At 61.0% G+C, this 19,088-nt stretch carries 19 protein-coding genes; 2 read left to right on the forward strand and 17 right to left on the reverse strand.

Translation table 11 applies throughout. From position 1 onward, the window contains the following. Positions 1–35: 35 nt before the first annotated feature. From ACX82Z_RS15745 to ACX82Z_RS15820, 16 genes are all read right to left on the reverse strand, one after another. Positions 36–455: a helix-turn-helix domain-containing protein gene (locus tag ACX82Z_RS15745; RefSeq protein ID WP_459590023.1), complete on the reverse strand. Its 420-nt coding sequence runs from the start codon at positions 453–455 to the stop codon at positions 36–38. A 133-nt stretch (positions 456–588) separates the two neighbouring features. After that, on the reverse strand, positions 589–2,175 hold the full coding sequence (gene lnt / locus ACX82Z_RS15750; protein ID WP_459590024.1) for an apolipoprotein N-acyltransferase: 1,587 nt from the start codon (positions 2,173–2,175) through the stop codon (positions 589–591). A 73-nt stretch (positions 2,176–2,248) separates the two neighbouring features. Then, positions 2,249–3,271 carry a hemolysin family protein gene (locus tag ACX82Z_RS15755; protein WP_459590025.1) on the reverse strand — a complete coding sequence of 341 codons (1,023 nt, stop codon included), beginning with the start codon at positions 3,269–3,271 and terminating at the stop codon, positions 2,249–2,251. A 28-nt stretch (positions 3,272–3,299) separates the two neighbouring features. Then, entirely contained in the window at positions 3,300–3,770 is a 471-nt protein-coding gene (gene ybeY / locus ACX82Z_RS15760) for an rRNA maturation RNase YbeY (protein ID WP_459590026.1), read from the reverse strand. A 1-nt stretch (position 3,771) separates the two neighbouring features. Continuing rightward, positions 3,772–4,767, reverse strand: a complete 996-nt coding sequence (locus tag ACX82Z_RS15765; protein ID WP_459911830.1) for a PhoH family protein — start codon at positions 4,765–4,767, stop codon at positions 3,772–3,774. 74 nt (positions 4,768–4,841) lie between these two features. Next, positions 4,842–6,242 (reverse strand): tRNA (N6-isopentenyl adenosine(37)-C2)-methylthiotransferase MiaB, encoded by a 1,401-nt coding sequence (gene miaB / locus ACX82Z_RS15770; protein WP_459590027.1) that lies wholly within the window; start codon positions 6,240–6,242, stop codon positions 4,842–4,844. A 48-nt stretch (positions 6,243–6,290) separates the two neighbouring features. Further along, positions 6,291–7,076, reverse strand: a complete 786-nt coding sequence (locus ACX82Z_RS15775) for a lysophospholipid acyltransferase family protein (protein WP_459590028.1) — start codon at positions 7,074–7,076, stop codon at positions 6,291–6,293. Between the two features lies 1 nt (position 7,077). Beyond that, positions 7,078–7,569: a GNAT family N-acetyltransferase gene (locus ACX82Z_RS15780; RefSeq protein WP_459590029.1), complete on the reverse strand. Its 492-nt coding sequence runs from the start codon at positions 7,567–7,569 to the stop codon at positions 7,078–7,080. Next, positions 7,566–8,240 (reverse strand): tRNA (adenosine(37)-N6)-threonylcarbamoyltransferase complex dimerization subunit type 1 TsaB, encoded by a 675-nt coding sequence (gene tsaB, locus ACX82Z_RS15785; RefSeq protein WP_459590031.1) that lies wholly within the window; start codon positions 8,238–8,240, stop codon positions 7,566–7,568. The genes ACX82Z_RS15780 and tsaB overlap by 4 nt, the downstream gene beginning before the upstream one ends. Then, positions 8,237–10,411, reverse strand: a complete 2,175-nt coding sequence (locus ACX82Z_RS15790) for a malate synthase G (protein ID WP_459590032.1) — start codon at positions 10,409–10,411, stop codon at positions 8,237–8,239. Before ACX82Z_RS15790 ends, tsaB begins: the two co-directional genes overlap by 4 nt. Before the next feature lie 78 nt (positions 10,412–10,489). Next, a complete protein-coding gene (locus ACX82Z_RS15795) occupies positions 10,490–12,523 on the reverse strand; it encodes a hydantoinase/oxoprolinase N-terminal domain-containing protein (RefSeq protein WP_459590033.1) in 2,034 nt (677 codons plus the stop codon). 59 nt (positions 12,524–12,582) lie between these two features. Beyond that, positions 12,583–13,197 (reverse strand): DUF1236 domain-containing protein, encoded by a 615-nt coding sequence (locus ACX82Z_RS15800; protein ID WP_459590034.1) that lies wholly within the window; start codon positions 13,195–13,197, stop codon positions 12,583–12,585. Positions 13,198–13,347: 150 nt separating this feature from the next. Further along, positions 13,348–13,581 carry a hypothetical protein gene (locus ACX82Z_RS15805; protein WP_459590035.1) on the reverse strand — a complete coding sequence of 78 codons (234 nt, stop codon included), beginning with the start codon at positions 13,579–13,581 and terminating at the stop codon, positions 13,348–13,350. Beyond that, positions 13,566–13,922: a hypothetical protein gene (locus tag ACX82Z_RS15810; protein ID WP_459590036.1), complete on the reverse strand. Its 357-nt coding sequence runs from the start codon at positions 13,920–13,922 to the stop codon at positions 13,566–13,568. Before ACX82Z_RS15810 ends, ACX82Z_RS15805 begins: the two co-directional genes overlap by 16 nt. Positions 13,923–14,349: 427 nt before the next feature. After that, a complete protein-coding gene (locus ACX82Z_RS15815; RefSeq protein ID WP_459590037.1) occupies positions 14,350–14,730 on the reverse strand; it encodes a type II toxin-antitoxin system death-on-curing family toxin in 381 nt (126 codons plus the stop codon). Next, the gene (locus tag ACX82Z_RS15820; RefSeq protein ID WP_459590038.1) at positions 14,731–14,967 is read right to left on the reverse strand and encodes a type II toxin-antitoxin system Phd/YefM family antitoxin; all 237 of its coding nucleotides are present in this window, start codon (positions 14,965–14,967) and stop codon (positions 14,731–14,733) included. It lies immediately after the preceding gene. A 162-nt stretch (positions 14,968–15,129) separates the two neighbouring features. Between ACX82Z_RS15820 and ACX82Z_RS15825 the strand changes: the two genes are divergently transcribed. Further along, positions 15,130–16,245 (forward strand): GmrSD restriction endonuclease domain-containing protein, encoded by a 1,116-nt coding sequence (locus ACX82Z_RS15825; protein ID WP_459590039.1) that lies wholly within the window; start codon positions 15,130–15,132, stop codon positions 16,243–16,245. Then, positions 16,242–16,856, forward strand: a complete 615-nt coding sequence (locus ACX82Z_RS15830) for an MAE_28990/MAE_18760 family HEPN-like nuclease (RefSeq protein WP_459590040.1) — start codon at positions 16,242–16,244, stop codon at positions 16,854–16,856. Before ACX82Z_RS15825 ends, ACX82Z_RS15830 begins: the two co-directional genes overlap by 4 nt. Positions 16,857–17,117: 261 nt before the next feature. Here ACX82Z_RS15830 and lepA read toward each other — a convergent pair whose 3' ends face one another. Further along, positions 17,118–18,926 (reverse strand): translation elongation factor 4, encoded by a 1,809-nt coding sequence (lepA, locus tag ACX82Z_RS15835; RefSeq protein ID WP_459590041.1) that lies wholly within the window; start codon positions 18,924–18,926, stop codon positions 17,118–17,120. Positions 18,927–19,088 lie beyond the last annotated feature (162 nt).

Here is a 19,088-nt window from a genome sequence, read left to right on the forward strand (position 1 = left end):
TAATGCGAAAGGATTCCGAATCCGCCGAAACGCAGCTAGCTTGGCTCTTCTTCCTCGGACGCCAGCGTCTTGACGAGGTCGATGATGCGGCGGCGTACCTTCTGATCCTTGATCTTCAGGAAGGAGCGGGTGAGCTGGACCCCTTCGGAGCTGCTCAGAAAATCGGAGACGTAAGACGGCCCGTCATCTTCCGCGAAACCACCGGTAGTCGCATCCTGGCCGGGCGCATCTTCGAAGAAATAGGCGACCGGCACGTTCAGATGGGACGAGATCGCCTGAAGCCGGCTCGCGCCGACGCGATTGGTGCCCTTTTCGTATTTCTGGATTTGCTGGAAGGTAATGCCCAGCATCTCGCCGAGCTTTTCCTGGCTCATCGCCAGCATGTTACGGCGCAACCTGATCCGGCTCCCGACATGAATGTCGATCGGATTGGGCTTCTTTTTATTGGGGGTCATCTTTGTAAGCCTATCGAGACAGGCCCTTTTCTATTGGCTGCCGCCTTCACCGCCACACGGGCGAGCATGAAAGCACTGCTTATCTGAGGCCGTCGGAACGGCCAATACGCATCTTTAAATATGCTTAGTGAATTTACGGGGCACGGGACCTGCGGTGGCAGACGATTGCGCCCCCTATCAATACAAAAACGACGAATCCTGCCGAAATGCGGACGGATACGGGTGGAATCAGGGTATTTGCCTGAACAAAAGGAATCTCTACGTCGAGGACTCCAACCGCATCGAGCGCCAGACCGTCTATCACACGGCCATATCCATCCACGGCCGCCGAAATTCCATTGTTGGCCGCGCGAACAAGCGGCAGCCCCGCCTCGATGGCACGAAATTGTGCCTGCCGGAAATGCTGGTAGGGACCGGGCGTGTCGCCGAACCATGCGTCGTTCGTGACGTTGACGATGATGCGCGCGCTCGTTTCGCCGCGCGCAGCTACGCCTGGAAAGATGACCTCGTAGCAGATGAAGGGCAGGCCGCCGATACCGTTGCCCAGATCGAGCGGCCGCCGCGTCGTTCCGGCTGAAAACCCACCGACATTTTGCGCAAGCTGCCTCAGACCGAAGCGGGACAAAACGCCCTGAAACGGCAGATACTCGCCGAACGGCACCAGATGCACCTTGTCGAAGGCATCGACGATTTCGCCAGATGAATCGATCACGACGATCGAATTGTAATAGGCGGCAGACCCGCCCCCGCCTGCCTCGGCGCGCACGATACCGGCGAGCAGGCGCTGTCCCTCTTCGATCGTATCGCCAAGAGCGGCAAGGGCGTCGGGACGGTCGTTGAACAGGAACGGGACAGACGTTTCCGGCCACAAGATGACATCCGGACGCGCAGCGCCCTCCTCAACCGGTCGCCGGCTCAACTCCAGATGCGCCTCGAAGATGCGGTCTCGCTCGGCCATGTCCCATTTCTGGCTCTGCAGGATCGACGGCTGGATGATCCGAACGGCAAGCGTTTCTGCGCCTGCGGTGTCTTCCGCCAGCGCAAGCCGCGCCGCGCCATAGCCCAGATGAAGCGCAACGAGCGCCACGCCAATCGCGAGGCCAGCCTTGAGATGAACGCGCCCGGCGAGCAGCGCCGGCAGCGAGAAGACGAAGACGGCGAGTGCGTTCATCCCCGTGAACCCGACGACGACCGACGACTGCATCGCAAGCGGCACGGGCATTGCCGCGTAGCCGATCGCATTCCAGGGAAAACCGGTAAAGAGCGTCGCGCGCAGCCATTCGGCAAGCGCGAAAGCGACGGCGAGCGCACAGATGCGCCCGATATCGTCGCTCCAGACGATCCGCGCCAGAGCGCAGGCAACCGCGTAGAAGACGGCCAGTACCGCTGGCAGTCCTATCACCGCGAGCGGCAGCGCCCAGGCGAAAAGATCGGCCTCGACGAGAAGCGCGTTGCCGGTCCACCAAAGACCGGCCAGAAAATAGCCGAAACCAAACAGCCAGCCGATGCCGAAGGCCGGCGCGAGCCGCCTTATGCCACGGCGTTCAGGCGCGGCGACGGCACCATCGAGCATCCACACAAGCAGGGGAAACGCGACAAAGGCCGCCAGCGGAAAGTCGAAAGGAGCCTGCGCAAGGCTGGCGACCGCACCTGCGACGAAGGCAAGGAACGACCTACCCGCGCCCGACAGGAGAATTATCTTGCCCGCAAGGCGCTCCATTCACCCGTCCGTCGCCAGAATCAACCCCGCACCCTTCTATCAAAGGCACAGGGTCTTTTCCAATTGCGATCGGTCAGTTGGAGACGCGGCGCAGCTTCGCACCCTCGACATCGACGATGCGAAGGCGTTTGACGCGGCGCGGGTCGGCGTCGAGAACGTGGAACTGGAAGCCCGGTATGGCTTCGACAACCTCACCGCGCGCCGGCACACGACCGAGCGCGTTGAAGATCAGCCCGCCAATCGTGTCGACGTTTTCACCATGCTCACCGGCGGCAAAAGCCGGTCCGATCTCTTCGACAACGTCGTCGATCTCGGCTTTGGCGTCCACGACAAACGTGCCGTCGGCATTGCGGACGATCATCGCCTCGTCGTCATCGTGCTCGTCCTCGATGTCGCCGACGACCATTTCGACGATGTCCTCCAGCGAAACCAGACCGTCCGTGCCGCCATATTCGTCGATGACGAGTGCCATCTGCACGCGCTCGGCTTGCATCTGTGCCATCAAATCCGTCGCCAGCATCGAAGGCGGGACGAAGAGCAGCTTTCGCACCAGCCCCAGTTCCTCGATGCTTTTCGTGAGATCCACATCGGACAGGTCGAGATTTGCGGGACCTTCGGACGGATCGCGATCGCTGCGGGCCGTCCGTGTGATATGCGCGAGAATATCGCGGATATGCACCATGCCGCGCGGATCGTCGAGATTTTCGCCATAGACCGGCATGCGCGAATGGCCAAGTTCCTCGAAGCGGACCATAAGCGCGCCCAAAAGCGTGGTCGTCTCGACCGCCTCGATATCGGCGCGCGGGACCATCACGTCGTCGACGCGCAACTCGCGCAGCCGCAGGATATTGCGCAGCATGGCACGCTCGCCCGGCGAAAAATTCGCCGAGTCGAGGGAATCCTCGTGAAGCGCGTCGGCCAGATCCTCGCGAATGGAGGACCCGTTCTTCGCGCGGAACAGGCTGGAAATCAGTTGCAGGAAATTTGAAGGTTTGCCGGCCGTGCCGGCGGTCCTACTTTGCGCGTCTGCGCTTTCGTCGGACGGTTTCGCTTCGGCGCCGAGCGGCGGAGCATCCATCTGTGATTGTTCGGTCATCGTCCTTGAGGCCGTTCGGCCTTACCAGTTAGCCATATGGGTCGGGAATAGAAAGTCGTTCGAGTATCTTTCGTTCCAGACCCTCCATCTCGTCCGCATCCGCGTCATTTTCGTGGTCGTAACCCAGAAGATGCAGCAGCCCGTGGACGAGCAAGTGAGCAAGATGGTGCTCGAAAGGCTTGTCTTCCAGTGCCGCCTCGCGAGAAACCGTCTCGTGCGCAAGAATGACATCACCCAGCATCGGTGGCAAGGCATCGCCTGGCGCTATCTCGAAAGCGGGGAAGGACAGGACGTTGGTCGCCTTGTCCTTGCCGCGCCAGTCGCGGTTGAGCGTGCGGATCGACGCATCGTCGACAAAGACGAGGCTGAGTTCGGATTCGGGGTGCGCGATGCAAAGTTCGGCGAACGTCGCTTCCGAAGCGCGTTCGGCCAACCCTGCAAGAATATCCTCGGCCGGCCAGCCACCGGCCTCGACCGTAATGTCGATTTCAAGTCCCATATCAGACCTGAATGCCGCCCTTACCGGGCGAGCCCGCACCCTCGCGATCATAGGCACGAACGATCTCGGCGACGAGCGGATGGCGCACGACGTCGACATCGTTGAAGCGGCAGGTCACGATGCCCGGCACGCCGTCGAGCACGCGCAGCGCCTCGACCAGACCGGACTTGGTATTCGGCGGAAGGTCGATCTGGCTCGGGTCGCCCGTCACGATCATGCGCCCGCCCTCGCCCAGACGGGTCAGGAACATCTTCATCTGCATCGGCGTCGTATTTTGCGCCTCATCAAGAATGATCGCGGCATTGCGCAAGGTGCGACCGCGCATGAAGGCCAGCGGTGCGATCTCGATCACTTCGGCCGCGATGGCCCGCTCGACCTTGTCGGACGGCATCATGTCGTAAAGCGCGTCGTAAAGCGGGCGCAGATAGGGATCGACCTTTTCCTTCATGTCGCCGGGCAGGAAGCCGAGCCGTTCGCCCGCCTCCACCGCCGGGCGCGACAGGATGATGCGCTCGACCGCGCCGCGCTCCAGAAGCATCGCTGCATGAGCGACCGCCAGATAGGTCTTGCCGGTGCCGGCCGGGCCGATGCCGAAGACGAGTTCGGAGCGCTCCAGCGCGCGCATATAGGCGTCCTGATTGACCGAACGCGCATAGATCGTGCGCTTGCGCGTCGCTATCTGCGCGGCGGCCATCTTGCCCTTCTTCTCCAGCGTCGGCAGCGTCAACTGATCGTCGGCCGCGACGGAAATGCGGATCGCCCCATCCACCTCGGACGGCGAGACGTCATGTCCCTTCTGGACGAGACCATAGAGATAATCGAGCGCGCGCCGCGCCTGCTCGGCGGCCGTCGGCTCCCCGCGGATCGACAACTGGTTGCCCTTGGAACGAATGTCGAGGCCGAGCTTCTGCTCGATACGCGCCAGATTCTCGTCGAACTGGCCGTAAAGCGCGGATGCAAGCCTGTTGTCGTCGAAGGTAAGAACGATATGCGCCATGTCCGACGCCCCCTGGGGCGCGGGCTTTACTTCGGGTACGACGCTCAAACGGCTCTCCTCATTCGAACCCTTCGTCAAACCGGCTCCGCAAATAGGGAGTTGCGGCCGGCACTCAAGACCTTCACACGCACAATGTCGCCGATTCGCCCGACGCTTTCATCAAGAATCACCGGCTGAAGCCATGGCGAGCGTCCGACGATCTGTGCGAGTTGGCGGCCCGGCTTCTCGATCAGCACGTCCATCTCCATTGCGACACGGCTTTGCGTGAAGGCTTCGAGCTGATTTGTCAGCAAAGCCTGCAATTCCTGAAGCCTTTCGTCCTTCACACGCTCCTCGACGTGAAACTTCATGTCGGCCCCAGGTGTTCCCGGACGAGGCGAATATTTGAACGAGAAAGCCTGTGCATAACCCACCTCGCGTACCAGCTTCATGGTCGCCTGATGGTCCGCGTCGCTCTCGCCGGGGAAGCCGACAATGAAATCGCCGGACATCGCGATGTCGGGTCGCACGTTGCGGATGCGATCGATCAGCCGCAGATAGTCGTCCGCGGTGTGCTTGCGGTTCATCGCTTTCAAAATGCGGTCCGACCCCGATTGAACCGGCAGATGCAGGTAAGGCATCAGTGCCGGCAGATCGCGATGGGCGGCGATCAGCGCGTCATCCATGTCGCGCGGGTGGCTCGTCGTATAACGCAGGCGCGCTAGACCGGGGATTTCGGCCAGCCGAAAGAGGAGTTCACCGAGGCCCCATTCGCGAGTCGATCCCCCTTGGACTACACCCTCTCCATGCCAGGCATTGACGTTCTGGCCGAGCAGCGTGATCTCGCGCACGCCGCCATCGACCAGTCTTTCGGCTTCCGTCACGATCTGCGCGACCGGCCGCGAAATCTCCGAACCGCGCGTATAGGGCACCACGCAGAAGGTGCAGAACTTGTCGCAGCCTTCCTGCACGGTGAGAAAAGCCGTAACGCCACGATTGCGCACGGCCTTCTTCTGCGGTTGTGGCAGATGCTCGAACTTGTCTTCGAGCGCGTAGTCGGTCTCGACGACCTTCTCGCCCGCGCGAGCCTTTCTCACCACTGCCGGCAGGCGGTGATAGGTCTGCGGACCGACGACCAGATCGACGACCGGAGCGCGGCGCAATATCTCGTCGCCTTCGGCCTGCGCGACGCAGCCCGTCACGCCGATCACCATCTCATGGCCCTGCTCAGCGCGCTCGCGCTTCAGATCGCGGATGCGTCCGAGTTCGGAATAAACCTTCTCAGCGGCTCGCTCACGGATGTGGCACGTGTTGAGCAGCACCAGATCGGCGTCCTCGATCGCGTCGGTCGGCTGGTAGCCGTCGGCGGCCAGCGCATCGGACATGCGCTGTGAATCGTAGACGTTCATCTGGCAGCCATAGGTCTTGACGAAGACCTTCCTGGTCTTCGCTTCGGCTGTGTCTACGGGGCGGGTGAGCGTGTCGTTCAAATCCATGCGCCACGCTCTAGCGCTTTTCGCGGCCGAAATCGAGACGGGCGGCGTTCACAACACCTTTTGCCGCCGCGCATGGTGCAGCGTCTCGCGAACCGACCCTTCTGCGCGCGATGCGACCTGCTTGCGGTTCGCGCCGTCGAAGCCGATCGTCTCGCCCAAGAGGACATCGACGACTATCGGTCCGCTCGTCACCAGCCTGACGAGATGCGGGATAAGGTCTTCGTCGCCGATCCATGAAAAACGCGCCCGGTGCCGCCGCCCCATCGCCACGCCATAAAGGCGCGAATAAAAGATCGCCGCCGGCTGCACGGCAAAGCTGTCCGTGCCCTCCGCAAGCTGTGCGGCCGCGCCAAACAGCGTCGATTTGAACGGCAACAGGCGATTGCCGCACCCCGTCGTGCCTTCGGCGAACAGAACCAGCGGATCGCCCGATTTCAGCTTTTCCGCCACCTCGCGGGTCTGGTCGGCCGCGCGATGCCGCGTCTCGCGCTCCACGAAGATCGAGTTTTGCGAACGGAACAACCGCCCCAGCACCGGCCAACGCGCAACCTCGGCCTTGGCGATGAAATTGACCGGCGCGATCGATCCCAGAACCATGATGTCGGTCCACGACACGTGGTTGGCCGCGATCAAAAGCGGACGCTTTTGCGACAATTCACCGTGCACGCGCACGGAGATGCCGAGCAGCCTCAAGACCATCCTATGCCAAAAAAGCGCCGGGCGGCGCGGATCGCCAAGCCCGCTCGCCTTCATCGCCAGTTGCCAGATCACCAACGCGATCGTTCCGGGTATGAAACCGGCAAGCGCCAGAACGAGACGCAGCTTGCCGATCATGTCAGCTAAGATCGCGCCGCATGACGATCGCGCCCGTCCGCTCGCCGCCCGGTCGCTCATAATAATCCGGCCGCTTGCCGACCTGAATGAAGCCCAGCCGCCGATAAAGCGTGATGGCCGGCGCGTTGGTCTCGTCCACTTCGAGAAAGAGCGAAGCGGTGCGGTCGGCATGGAGCGCGCGCAGAACCGCATCCATCAGGCCGCGCCCAAGGCCGAGACGCCGCGCCGCGCGCGATACGGCGATGGTGAGAATTTCGGCCTCGTCCGCCGCCTGACGCGCCAGAACGAAGCCGAGCGGGCCTATGCCCCGGTTGCCGACTTCGCGGGCAACGAAGCCAAAGACGTTAGATTGCGCCAGAAGCTCGGAAAACTCATCCTCGCTCCATGGGCGAACGAAATCCTCCTCATGGATACGTGGCAACCCGGCCGCATCGTCAAGCTCCAGCATCTCAATGACGAATTCGCGCGGGGCGGCGAAGAAGGGCAGCTTCATGAAGCCGCCTTGCGTGCAACGGCGAAACCCTCCTGCACCTTGGCATCGGCACCGCGCAGGTAAAGCGGCGCGGGCCGCGACCCATCAAGGGGCTTCTTCGCAGCGAGCGCGGCATAGGCGGCGATATCCGCCGTTGCAGCGCGCGATGCGACGTCGAGCGCTTCCAGGGCCAATGCTTGAAGGGCGTCGGCGGCCGAGCCCGTCACGACGGCCTTGTACTCGCACGCAAGCGCCAAAGCCGCGCCTGCATCCAGCGCGGCTGGTTCGGCCAGTTCCCGCCCTTCAGCATCATAAAGCGCGGCATGGATTTCGCCGCGTCCACCGTCGAGCGCAGCCAGAACGGCGCGGCCGGAAAATCGACCGCGTGCCTCGAAGGCGAGCGCTTCCAGCGTCGTAACGCCGATGGCGGGAATGCCGAGTGCCAATGCCAGCCCACGCGCGGCCGAAACGCCGACGCGAATGCCGGTGAACGAACCAGGTCCGACGCAAACGGCGACGGCACCGAGATCGGCAAACGTCACGCCTGCCTTGTCCAGCGCCTCGTCGATTACCGCCATCAAATGTTCGGCATGACCCTTGCCCAGATCACGCACCGCGCGCCCGCGTTCGGCCGTGTCATAAACGCAGGCCGCGCACAGATTGGCGGATGTATCGATGGCGAGAATGATCACGACACGCGTTTCGCCTTCAGTTCCAGGCGGCGTGCATGAAGCACCGGCTCGGTGTAGCCGGACGGCTGCTCACGCCCCTTGAAGACGAGATCGCAGGCCGCCAGAAACGCGATGGAATTGTCGAAGTCGGGCGCCATCGGCGTATAAAGCGGATCGCCGTCGTTTTGCCGGTCGACGACCGTCGCCATGCGCTTCATCGTCTCCATGACCTGATCGCGCGAGACGACCGAATGATGCAGCCAGTTCGCCATGTGCTGCGCGGAAATGCGCAAGGTGGCACGGTCTTCCATCAGGCCGACGTCGTTGATGTCCGGCACTTTGGAGCAACCGACGCCCTGATCGACCCAGCGCACGACATACCCCAGAATCCCTTGAGCGTTGTTATCGAGTTCGTGCTGGATGTCTTCCGGCGACCAGTTCGGCCGCGTGGCGACGGGAACGGAAAGAATGTCGGCGAGCTTCGCCCGCTTGCGGGACTTCAGTTCGCCCTGCACCTTGGCGACGTCGACCTTGTGATAATGCGTGGCGTGGAGCGTGGCGGCCGTCGGCGACGGCACCCAGGCCGTGTTCGCGCCCGCCTTCGGGTGGCCGATCTTCTGCTCCAGCATCGCTGCCATCAGGTCCGGCATCGCCCACATGCCCTTGCCGATCTGCGCATGGCCGGAGAGCCCGCATTCAAGCCCGATATCGACATTCCACTGCTCGTAGGCGGCGATCCAGGTCGACTGCTTCATGTCGCCCTTGCGGATCATCGGGCCGGCTTCCATCGAGGTGTGGATCTCGTCGCCGGTTCGGTCGAGAAAGCCGGTATTGATGAAGACGACGCGCTCGGACGCAGCGCGGATGCATTCTTTGAGGTTCACCGTCGTGCGGCGCTCCTCGTCCATGATGCCCATCTTGATCGTGTTCGCCGTCATGCCGAGCGCCTTTTCCACGCGCCCGAAAAGCTCCGACGCGAAGGCGACCTCTTCGGGTCCGTGCATCTTGGGCTTGACGACATACATCGAGCCGGCGGGCGAATTGGCGCGACGGCCGTTTTCGCCAATGTCGTGCAGCGCGATCAGTGCCGTCACCATCGCGTCCATGATGCCTTCCGGCACCTCGTTGCCTTCGGCGTCGAGGATCGCCGGATTGGTCATCAGGTGACCGACATTCCTGATCAGCATCAATGAGCGGCAACGCACCGGCAATTTGCCCGAACCATCCGGCAAATCATATTCGGCATCGGGATTGAGCTTGCGTGTAAAGGTCTTGCCGCCCTTGGCGACTTCCTCGGTCAGATCGCCCTTCATGAGGCCGAGCCAGTTACGGTAGACGACGACCTTGTCCTCGGCATCGACGGCCGCGACCGAATCCTCGCAATCCATGATGGTGGTGATCGCCGATTCGACGAATACGTCCGAAATGCCGGCCGGATCGGCCTTGCCAATCTCGCTTTTCGTATCGACGAGAATTTCGAGAAGAAGGTTGTTGTGGCGCAGCAGAATCTGCAGATCGCACAGATCGTCCTTGAGATATCCGGCGAATTGCGAAGCGTCCTTCAGGCCCGTTTCGCCTGCGTCGCTCGTCACGCGAAGCGCACCATTTTCGACAGCGAGTTTCGTGACGTTCGTCCAGCTTCCCGCCGCCAATGGCACGGCGTCGTCGAGGAAGGCGCGGGCCCATGCCACGACCTTCTCGCCTCGCTTGGGATTATAGCCCTTGCCCTTTTCCGCGCCGTCCGCCTCGGAAATGGCGTCGGTGCCGTAGAGCGCATCGTAGAGCGAACCCCAACGCGCATTGGCAGCGTTGAGCGCGTAGCGCGCGTTCATCACCGGCACGACAAGCTGGGGACCGGCGATCTTCGCGATCTCGTCATCGACGTTCTGCGTCGTCACCGAAAAATCGGCACCTTCGGGAACGATGTAGTCGATGGAGCGCAGGAAATTCTCATAGGCGGGAAGGTCGGTCGGCGCGCCGTTTTCGCGGTGCCACGCGTCGATCTTTTCCTGAATCGCATCGCGCTTTTGCAAAAGCGCACGGTTTTTCGGCGCGAGGTCGACAACGATTGCGGCAAATTCCGACCAGAATCTTTCGGCATCGACGCCCGTTCCCGCGACGGCCTCGTTCGCGACGAAGTCATAGAGCGCGCGGTCGATCTTCAATCCGTCGATGTCGATCCGGTCAGTCATGCATAGCCTCCTCGATGCTTCTGTTTGCTTTCATCACGCGCGGCGGGCGTGGTCAATTCTGCAAAAGGCGAAAGAGTGTCATGCCGAAACCGCCAAAACCCTCTCCGTCACGCGCGGTCTTCCGACAGCCGTCGCGCGCAGCGACGCTTCGATGAAGGTGCGCCTGCCCTCGATGGTCGCAACGCGCAAATCCGTGGTCACGGCAATCTCGGCTCCGTCGCTGCCAGCTTCGCGCGCGGCGTTTGCCGCGTTTTCGCGCAACCGGACGCGTGCAGCTTCAAGCGCGTCGTCCTCGGCGTGATGATCGGAAATGGACGCTCCGACACTTGCGCGGAAGACGCCTTCGACCGGTTGCGTTACCGTGCCTTCCACGCTGACGCGCACCTGACCGACCACCGCGCCGACCGCATTGGCGACGTCCGCATGCTTGGGCACGACGCAATCCTGCCCGACGAGACGCGGCAGTTCGGCGTAGTGAAGCCCCGCCGATGCGCCGAGCCCGATCACGTTGCGGTCGAGCGAAACGGAAAGGCGCGCTGTCCCGCCCTGCCCATCAAGCGCGGCCTGCACGAGCGGTCCAGCCACCAGAGCCGCGCCGTCATACCCGTCCTGCGCGAAGGCGGTTTCGAGCATGAGTTCGCTGGAACGGCGGGTGACCGCCGCCAGCAAGCGGTGTGAAATCTCCCGCGCATCCGCCGCGATCGGCTGCCCGTGCCCGTCGCGCCGCCGCGCGAAGAGCAGCGCGCCAAGCCTTGCGGCCTCGACGTTCCAGTTATCCTGCCTGCCGAGGACATGGGCCGCGTCGGACGGTGTAAAACCGCACACATGGGCAAGTCCCCTCGCGACAAGGCGATGGAGCGTCGCCACCTGCGCAGTGGACACCAACAGGCGGTCGAGCGGCTGCGGCGAGAGGGTCAGCGCCGCGTAGAGCCTCTCCTCAGCGCCCGTCAGCCCCGCCGCCATCTGATCCGGAACGCCGGTTCGCACCGCGAAGCGTCCGTCGAGACGGCCCGGATTGGCGCTTCGAAGCTGCCGTTCCAGTTCGTCGAGGATCGCAGAACCATGCAGATGCGCTGCAAGCGACAGCGGAACGAGGCGGCGCGGGCCGAGCAAGATTTTCGGGTTAAGGCCATCTTCGGATAGCGATACCTCCGAATCCCCGCCAAGCCCGAAGGTACGTATCGCCACCGCCTCGACCATGGTGCGCATACTGCCCACCGTTGCGCCATCCGGATCGATGCGCGGCACCCCCTTGTCGAGGATCGCGATGTCGGTCGTCGTTCCGCCGATGTCCGACACCAGCGCATCGTCGAGGCCGGTCAGATAGCGCGCGCCGACGAGGCTCGCCGCCGGTCCCGACAGGATCGTCTCGATCGGGCGTGTCCGCGCGAAATCGGCAGAGACCAGCGCGCCGTCGCCGCGCACCACCATCAATGGCGCGTCGATGCCGTGGCCTGCCAGAAAGCCTTCGGTCGCGACGATCAGCCGGTCGATCATGGCGACGAGCCGCGCATTGAGCAGCGTCGTCAATGCACGGCGGGGGCCGCCGAGTTTGGATGACAGTTCGTGGCTTGATGTGACCGGCAGACCAGTGACCCTTCTTATGAGATCGCGCGCCAGTATCTCATGGGCCGGATTGCGGGTGGAAAAGTAACCGCAGACCGCAAATGCCGAAACACTCCCCGACAGATCAGGCAGGGCAGCTTCCAGAGCGGACAGGTCGAGCCGCGTCTCGTTGCCATGAACGTCGTGGCCGCCGGGCAGGAATACCACCGGATCAGAACCGAGCGCCGCTTTCAGCCCGTCGCGTTCAAGATCCACAGGCGAAAAACCGATCATCACCAGTCCGACGCGCCCGCCCTGCCCCTCGACCAGCGCGTTGGTGGCGAGCGTGGTCGACATGGAAACGAGGCCGATCGCGGAGGGCGCGATACCCGCCGCGGCGATCGCCCGGTCGGCGGCCTCAGCTATCCCGACCGAAAGGTCGTGCCGCGTCGTCAGCGCCTTGGCTTTCGCGACGACGCCGCGCCCTTCCGAAAAGAGCACGGCGTCGGTGTATGTGCCGCCCGTATCGAAACCGAGATAAAGCGGCGTGTCGTCTTTGCCGGTCATGGAGATCGCCCAGTGTCAGGCGATCTCCTTAACCCGGTCGACGTGGTTGGAAAAGGTCGTCACTCGACCCAGATGACCTCGCGCGTGCCGCGCTCTACCAGAACCGGTCCCGTGTCAGTGTAGACGTAGCCGTAATACGGGTCTTCCGGCACCTCGATCACCTCGACATCGGACGGCAGGATCGCGCCCGTGGTCACGCCACCATCGATGACGACCGTATCGCCCGGGTGCTCGGTCACATAGGTGACGGTGCTCTCCGGCACGACGTAACCCGGCGAATAGACGACCTCACGGCTTTCATATTCGACGAGAACCGGACGGCCGTTCACATAGACATAGCCATATTCGGGATAGTCGGGCACCTGCATCACCTCGACCTCCGCCGGGATCATGACGCCAGCGTCGATCTCGCCTTCATAGGTGACGGTCGGCACCGGATTTTCCACGACATAGCCGACGACCTCGTCGGGAACAGCCGTTTCCGCGCCGATCACGGTGCCTGCAAAACCGCCGACAAGCGCACCGATCGGGCCTCCGACCGCAGCACCGGCGATCGCGCCGGTCGTGCCGCCCGCAGCCGCGCCGAAACCGCGCGCCTCGTCATTTGTCTGGGCCTGTGCCGCGCTGACGCCGAGAGCGGCGATGGCGGCGGTCGCAAGAAGAAACTTACGCATGTTCTGGTACTCCTTGGGTATGGCGCGCGCTTCCTTTTCCAGGGCTCGCGCGCTTCACCGTTCAATGACGTCCCTCGGGCTCAAAAATGCGTGACCGTGCGCCGCGTTCCCCTTTTCCCAATCACCAAGCGTAACGCTCGATGAACGGCGTCACCCGTCGAGCATGGCGCGCTGGTCCTCCGTCAGCGGTCGGATATCGGCCGGCACGGGCGCCTGCTCGACGATGATTTCAGCGCGCGGAACCGGCTGCGGCGAGGTGCCGACACTGGTGCAGGCGGCAAGCGCGGCGGGCGCGAAAAGGGCAAGGAGGCGAAGCATGCGGCGCATCAGCCTTTCAAGTGCGGCGGGGATATGACCATGACGCAGCCTTATCCGTTCAGCCATCGGCGCACCAGCAAACGCGCTTCCTCGGCGCGTTCGGGCGTGTCGCAGCAAGGCGGTAAAATACGGCCGAGATGGGCGAGCGGGTGGTTCGGGCCGAGCGGCGCGACGCATCCTCGTGCACGTCGGCACGCGCGCCGCCGGCACACGGCCGGACGACCGAGCGCTTCGGCGGCCATGCGCGTGTTGCGCTGGAGAACGGCATCGATCTGCGCGCGTTCCTCGGCGAAGCGACAGGCGGCCTCGTAATGCGCATCCTCGCTGAAATGCTCGCGGTCCGGATAAATCACCGGCAAGGGCGGCGGCAGTTCCGGCTCGCGCCATTTCGACTTTCGCTTCGCCACGACCATCTCCTTTTCGCCGCATACGGGAAATCGCTCCCGCGCTCGCCGCGCGGGTGGATAAAGGTTCGGGAAGACGGGCGGCTGCGGCATCGCTCATCTGATAGTTTGACTGCGATCCCGCAGCCGTCCGCTCGACGTTCTTGAAGGTGCGCGCCTGCCTCTCTGCCCCGCCTGTCGTCCGGCCATTTGTGGCCAGACTTGATGCGGATTGCGTGCCCCACAGGCACATCCGGCCCGTATTGGCCGGAGGGAGACCTCGGCGCGCCCTCCCCGGACACGCAGCTACGTTGGCCGCACGGCGGAGGCGCCGATCCCCGCCCGCATGACACCGTCGCGACAGGCGTTCCCGAAGACGGGGACGCGGAGGAGTATGGGGGAGGTTTTGGGGAGGGGGATAAGTTTTGTGGGTTTGTGGGGTAGTCGTTGCCTAGCCACCGCTGTGGGTAACGACATGCACGCGTAGCCATTCTTCAATCACCGGCTTGCGAAACGTGCCCGCCTCCAGATGACCGTATATGAACCTTATGACGGCGTCGGGCTCAGCCTCCATCCGCGCATTGTTCAGCCCGAGAAAAATGTCCATGCAGGCGAAGGCGACGCGCTTGTTGCCGTCGATGAAACCATTATTCATCGCCAGACTCTCCCATAACGCAGCCGCCTGCTCGAGGAGATCGGCGTAGTAGCCGGTCTGCGGGCGCAGCAACGCGGACTCGATCAGTCCATGGTCGCTAACGCCCTGTACGCCGCTAAACAGCCGCAACTGCTCGCCATGGATATAGAGCGCATCGTCCAGCGTGAGGTAGTCCACCTACTTCGCCAACGCCTCGTACACGCTCGCCCAGCGTCTGGCACTGTCAGCATGAAGCCGCTCGACGGCCGGATTGACCTTGCCGCGCGCGGCATCGGCCATACGGCGAAACTCGTCGGGTGAAAGCACGATAGCGACGTCGCGGCCCTGACGCTGCACGCGCACAGGCTCGGCCTGCGCCATATCGATGAGCTGGCCAAAACGGTTCTTGGCGTCGGAGGCGGAGAAGGATTTCATGAGGAGATGTTAGCTGAATTGGCCAATTTAGGCAAGAAACTATGGCACCTACGAACTCTGCCTTCTTAAGGAGAATGAATAACAAAGCGACCTTAGCGTTCGACCACGCTTGAGACATGCCGTGAATTCATCTATCCGTGTGCATAACAAGAGGAATAAATAATGAGCCTTCAGGACCAGGTCAATAGCGCTAAACGGACTGTTAATACAGACTCACTTTCGTTCTCGATAAATGAGTTCATCGGAATGTACGAAAGCGGTGAAATAAACATTAACCCCGCGTTTCAAAGAACCTTTCGTTGGGGGCCAGATCAACAATCGAATCTTATTGAATCGTTGCTGATTGGTGTCCCTCTACCTCCGGTATTTGTGTACGAAAATACTGATGGCACTTGGGAGCTGATTGATGGTCTTCAGCGGTCATCAACTATCATAAAGTTTTTTGGAAAACTAAAGGTGGCGGAAACTGATGAACTACAGCCGCCATCTATCTTAAATGCGACCGAGTATCTGCCCGATTTGAACAATGTCGTCTGGCAGAAAAGCAGCATGATCCAAGATGTTCCTATGGAAGATCAAATTGAACTTGATGGCGCTCAACAATTGTTTCTGAAACGATGCCGGATCAACGTTGAAGTTCTGAAACAGCCAAGCAGCAATGATACGAAGTTCGACCTTTTTCAGCGACTAAACAGAGGAGGCTCCACAGCCAACGATCAAGAAATCCGCACCTGCTTAGTTGTAATGAAGTCACCTGAATTTGCCCAATTGCTAGCGGAACTTTCTGCATCTGAAGAGATGCAAACTCTTTGCAGGCTCTCTGAAGAGGACGTCAAGAAACAGAAGGACGTCGAGTATGCTACCCGAATAATTTGCCACACATATAAAGACCTTCGCGTTCGAGATGACCTCAACGAATTCCTCGATAGATCCGTCTTTGAGATAATCGACGATGCAGACGTCGATTATCTCAAGGAATGCTACTTTAAGAGCATCGAGATGATATATAGTACTGGTGATGATGCACTTATACCGAAACAATCCAGGAGAAAGGTATTTACACTCCAGGGATTAGAAACGATCATCGTCGGAGTTTGTAGAAATTACATGGCAATCAAAATTCTCCCTGACCCAACTGGGTTCGTAGCAAAACGGATAGAAGAATTTTGGAATTCCGACGAAATGAAGGTTTACACTTCGTCAGGAATGTCCGCATCGGATCGCATCCGCCAGACGGTTCCTCTTGGCGTCAAGTGGTTTGACCCGGACAAGGTATGATCGACTTTGAAAGCGTAGCCTCAAACGAGCGAGCAAGGCGCGCCAGAAGCCTGTCAAACTCTCGCTCTCTATATGTAAACTCTGCGGAAGCACTCGAACAGGTCGCAGCGCAGTCGCTTATCGTCATGTGTTATGCGCACTGGGAAGGATTTTTCAATTTTTGCGTTGATTTGTATGTGCAAGCGATCAACCGCGCCGGGAAAGAAATCGTCCAATTGAACCCCGCACTGCTTGCTTGCGAAATTGAACCACACCTAATGTCCCTGAAAGACCGAAATTTTCGTATTGACGCCAGACCAGATTTTGCTCGTAAAGTCTTTAGTATTAACGGATGCAAGGAGATTACAAAAGGAACATCCATCTTGAAAGCAGCATCGAATCTTGACTTTAACAGGCTGCGAAGCAGTTTAGATGCCTTGGACATTGATGATACGCGGCTGCTACGTCACCAAAACTTCATCATTCATGAACTCGTTAAGTGGCGTCATCAGGTTGCCCATGGAGACGAACCGGAACTCGAAGAAGCGAACTTGGTTGAACATTCACGTCGCACTGAAGAGCTTCTCACCATTGTCCTCGAGATATTCTCCGATCGAGTGGCAAGATTCTAGCAAGTTCTGAACACGGTTCGATAAGTTAGCGTCCTGTCCTGCTGGGCAGCTTCAAGAAAAGATCACGCGGGTTGAGGTGGCTAGAACGCCCTCGCTCTCCGTTTCAGGTTGCGTCCTACCCCCTTAAAGCAGGGCGCGAAGAGAGGCTCGCCGTGCTTCTTCGAAAGTGCGCCCAGGATGGGGCCATTGCCTTCAGCAACTCTCACCCGGATTTTCGGGCGCACAGACCCGATAAGTCGATGCGCCAGACCGAAGGCAGGCTCACCCATCCCCCATTTTCAACGCCTCGATAAACGCGGCTTGTGGGATTTCGACCTTGCCGAACTGGCGCATGCGCTTTTTGCCTTCCTTCTGCTTTTCCAGAAGTTTGCGCTTACGCGTCACGTCGCCGCCATAGCACTTGGCCGTCACGTCCTTGCGTAGCGCCGAGATCGTCTCGCGCGCGATGACCTTGCCGCCGATCGCTGCCTGAATCGGGATCTTAAACATGTGCTTGGGGATCAGTTCCTTCAGCTTTTCGCACATGGCGCGGCCGCGCTTTTCGGCAGCCTGGCGGTGGACGAGCATCGACAGGGCGTCGACCGGCTCGTCATTGACCAGGATCGACATTTTGACGAGGTCGCCCTCGCGATATTCGGTCAACTGATAATCGAAGGAGGCGTAGCCCTTCGAGATGGATTTCAGACGGTCGTAGAAGTCGAACACGACCTCGTTCAGCGGCAGGTCGTAAACGACCATCGCGCGCTTGCCGACATAGGAAAGATCGACCTGAAGCCCGCGCCGTTCCTGGCACAGTTTCAGGATCGAGCCGAGATAATCGTCGGGCGTCAGGATGGTCGCCCTGATCCACGGCTCCTCGATCGTGTCGATCTTGACCACGTCCGGCATGTCAGCCGGGTTGTGTAGCTCGATCACCGACCCGTCATTCATGTTGAGCTTGTAGACGACCGACGGGGCGGTCGCGATCAGGTCGAGGTCGAACTCGCGCTCCAGCCGCTCCTGAATGATTTCGAGGTGCAGCAGGCCGAGGAAGCCGCAGCGAAAGCCGAAGCCGAGCGCGGCCGATGTTTCCATTTCGAACGAGAACGACGCGTCGTTCAGGCGCAGCTTGCCCATCGCAGCGCGCAGATCCTCGAAATCGGCCGCGTCGACCGGGAAGAGGCCGCAGAAGACGACCGGCTGCGCCGGCTTGAAGCCCGGCAGGGCCTTCGCAGTGGGCTTGCGATCGTCGGTGATGGTGTCGCCGACGCGCGTGTCGGCCACTTCCTTGATCGAGGCGGTGATGAAGCCGAGCTCGCCGGGGCCGAGATCCTCGACCATGACCATCTTGGGCGTGATAACGCCGACGCGGTCGACCGTGTATTTCGCGTTCGTGCCCATCATGCGGACCTGCTGGCCCTTCTTCAGGCGGCCGTCGATGATGCGCACGAGAACGATGACGCCGAGATAGCTGTCGTACCAGCTATCGACCAGCATCGCCTTGAGCGGGGCGTTGGCGTCGCCCTCCTTCGGGGCGGGCAGCTTCGTGACGATCGCTTCGAGTACGTCGCCAATGCCAAGGCCCGTCTTGGCCGAGATCATCACCGCGTCGGACGCATCCAGGCCGATGACCTCCTCAACCTGTTCCTTGACGCGCTCCGGCTCGGCGGCGGGCAAATCGACCTTGTTCAGGACGACGACGATCTCGTGGTCGTTGTCGATCGCCTGATAGACGTTGGCGAGCGTCTGCGCCTCGACGCCCTGAGACGCGTCGACCACCAGAAGCGAGCCCTCGCAGGCCGCAAGCGAGCGCGAGACCTCATAGGCGAAGTCGACATGTCCGGGCGTGTCGATCAGGTTCAGGACGTAGTGCTCGCCGTCCTTCGCATCATATTCGAGGCGGACGGTGTTCGCCTTGATGGTGATGCCGCGCTCACGCTCGATATCCATGGCGTCGAGCACCTGCTCCTTCATCTCCCGGTCCTCGAGAGAGCCGGTCATCTGGATCAGGCGGTCGGCCAAAGTCGACTTGCCGTGATCGATATGGGCGACGATGGAGAAATTGCGGATTTTGGACAGGGGTGTGCTCATGGGCTGCGCGTATAGAGCATTCGCGGGGAAAACGGAAACCGGATTTCACGGGACGTGAAGCCGCAGACTCAAATATATATTTAGATATATCTAAAATACGATGAAAGGAAATCGAAAGGATTTGCTCGCTTAGGTTGTGTTTGAAATTTATGCAACCTGACG

This window comes from Aliihoeflea sp. PC F10.4 (assembly GCF_054612275.1).

Bases quoted from the DNA above. Each gene is read 5' to 3' on its own strand.
- ACX82Z_RS15745 (WP_459590023.1), bottom strand. From the start codon at position 455: ATGACCCCCAATAAAAAGAAGCCCAATCCGATCGACATTCATGTCGGG.
- lnt (WP_459590024.1), bottom strand. From the start codon at position 2,175: ATGGAGCGCCTTGCGGGCAAGATAATTCTCCTGTCGGGCGCGGGTAGG.
- ACX82Z_RS15755 (WP_459590025.1), bottom strand. From the start codon at position 3,271: ATGACCGAACAATCACAGATGGATGCTCCGCCGCTCGGCGCCGAAGCG.
- ybeY (WP_459590026.1), bottom strand. From the start codon at position 3,770: ATGGGACTTGAAATCGACATTACGGTCGAGGCCGGTGGCTGGCCGGCC.
- ACX82Z_RS15765 (WP_459911830.1), bottom strand. From the start codon at position 4,767: ATGGCGCATATCGTTCTTACCTTCGACGACAACAGGCTTGCATCCGCG.
- miaB (WP_459590027.1), bottom strand. From the start codon at position 6,242: ATGGATTTGAACGACACGCTCACCCGCCCCGTAGACACAGCCGAAGCG.
- ACX82Z_RS15775 (WP_459590028.1), bottom strand. From the start codon at position 7,076: ATGATCGGCAAGCTGCGTCTCGTTCTGGCGCTTGCCGGTTTCATACCC.
- ACX82Z_RS15780 (WP_459590029.1), bottom strand. From the start codon at position 7,569: ATGAAGCTGCCCTTCTTCGCCGCCCCGCGCGAATTCGTCATTGAGATG.
- ACX82Z_RS15790 (WP_459590032.1), bottom strand. From the start codon at position 10,411: ATGACTGACCGGATCGACATCGACGGATTGAAGATCGACCGCGCGCTC.
- ACX82Z_RS15795 (WP_459590033.1), bottom strand. From the start codon at position 12,523: ATGACCGGCAAAGACGACACGCCGCTTTATCTCGGTTTCGATACGGGC.
- ACX82Z_RS15800 (WP_459590034.1), bottom strand. From the start codon at position 13,197: ATGCGTAAGTTTCTTCTTGCGACCGCCGCCATCGCCGCTCTCGGCGTC.
- ACX82Z_RS15805 (WP_459590035.1), bottom strand. From the start codon at position 13,581: ATGGCTGAACGGATAAGGCTGCGTCATGGTCATATCCCCGCCGCACTT.
- ACX82Z_RS15820 (WP_459590038.1), bottom strand. From the start codon at position 14,967: ATGAAATCCTTCTCCGCCTCCGACGCCAAGAACCGTTTTGGCCAGCTC.
- ACX82Z_RS15825 (WP_459590039.1), top strand. From the start codon at position 15,130: ATGAGCCTTCAGGACCAGGTCAATAGCGCTAAACGGACTGTTAATACA.
- ACX82Z_RS15830 (WP_459590040.1), top strand. From the start codon at position 16,242: ATGATCGACTTTGAAAGCGTAGCCTCAAACGAGCGAGCAAGGCGCGCC.
- lepA (WP_459590041.1), bottom strand. From the start codon at position 18,926: ATGAGCACACCCCTGTCCAAAATCCGCAATTTCTCCATCGTCGCCCAT.